This window comes from Oleiphilus sp. HI0043, assembly GCF_001634935.1.
The window spans coordinates 1-728 of the sequence record NZ_LWEY01001844.1 but is presented as its reverse complement, the minus strand read 5'-3'; the positions used below and the strand labels follow the sequence as shown (position 1 = coordinate 728).

Here is a 728-nt window from a genome sequence, read left to right as displayed (position 1 = left end):
GTAAAATTAGAGATGCTCGTGCAGTGCTTTGCCTAAGCATCCAGCAAGTATTGAGAAACGGGCTTAAGCTACTAGGGGTTAGCGCTCCTGAAGAAATGTAATCACACCCGATAAACTATTGACGCGTTGATCATATGACTCAAGATTTTGCTAAGCCCTCGACCACTAAAAAGCCCGGAGCACCCAAGACAAAAAAAGGTTCTTCGGGAAAGTCTGGCGGGGCTAAAAGCAGCGCGAGCAAGAAGGCCAGCGGAGCAAGCCCTAAAGAAGTGCCAAGCTCAGCGCCGGTAAAAAACCGTACACCATTTTTTCTTTCCCTAATTGTACTGGTCTGTGCTTTTGCCTATGGCTTGTATTTTTTACAGTCTATTCCGCCCACTGAAACACCCGAGAAACAGCCAACAATATCCAAAAAATCCCCTTCTGCCAGCAAAAGCACGCCCGCCGAAGAAGCACCGGCAAAGCGTTTCAACTTTTACGATATCCTTCCAGAATCGACAGTGACTGCACCGAAGGTAGAAGAGTATCGCTTCAAACAAAAATCAGGCAGTGAAGACTACTTCTATGTGATTCAAACTGGCTCATTCAAAAACCGGGCAGATGCCGAGCGCCAAAAAGCCACTATCGCCTTTAAGGGCTTAAAAGCCAATATTGAAACAGTTACCAATGATAAAGGTACTGTCTGGCACCGAGTTAAAACCGGACCATTCACCAACCGTAGTAAGTTA

2 protein-coding genes are annotated in these 728 nt (G+C 46.2%); both read left to right on the top strand.

The window, feature by feature from the left end:
* Nucleotides 1-5 precede the first annotated feature (5 nt).
* Nucleotides 6-101, top strand: a complete 96-nt coding sequence (locus A3729_RS31215) for a DALR anticodon-binding domain-containing protein (protein WP_369820166.1) — start codon at nt 6-8, stop codon at nt 99-101.
* A 33-nt stretch (nt 102-134) separates the two neighbouring features.
* A partial coding sequence (locus tag A3729_RS28290; protein ID WP_068634530.1) for an SPOR domain-containing protein occupies nt 135-728 on the top strand: 594 nt, incomplete at its 3' end.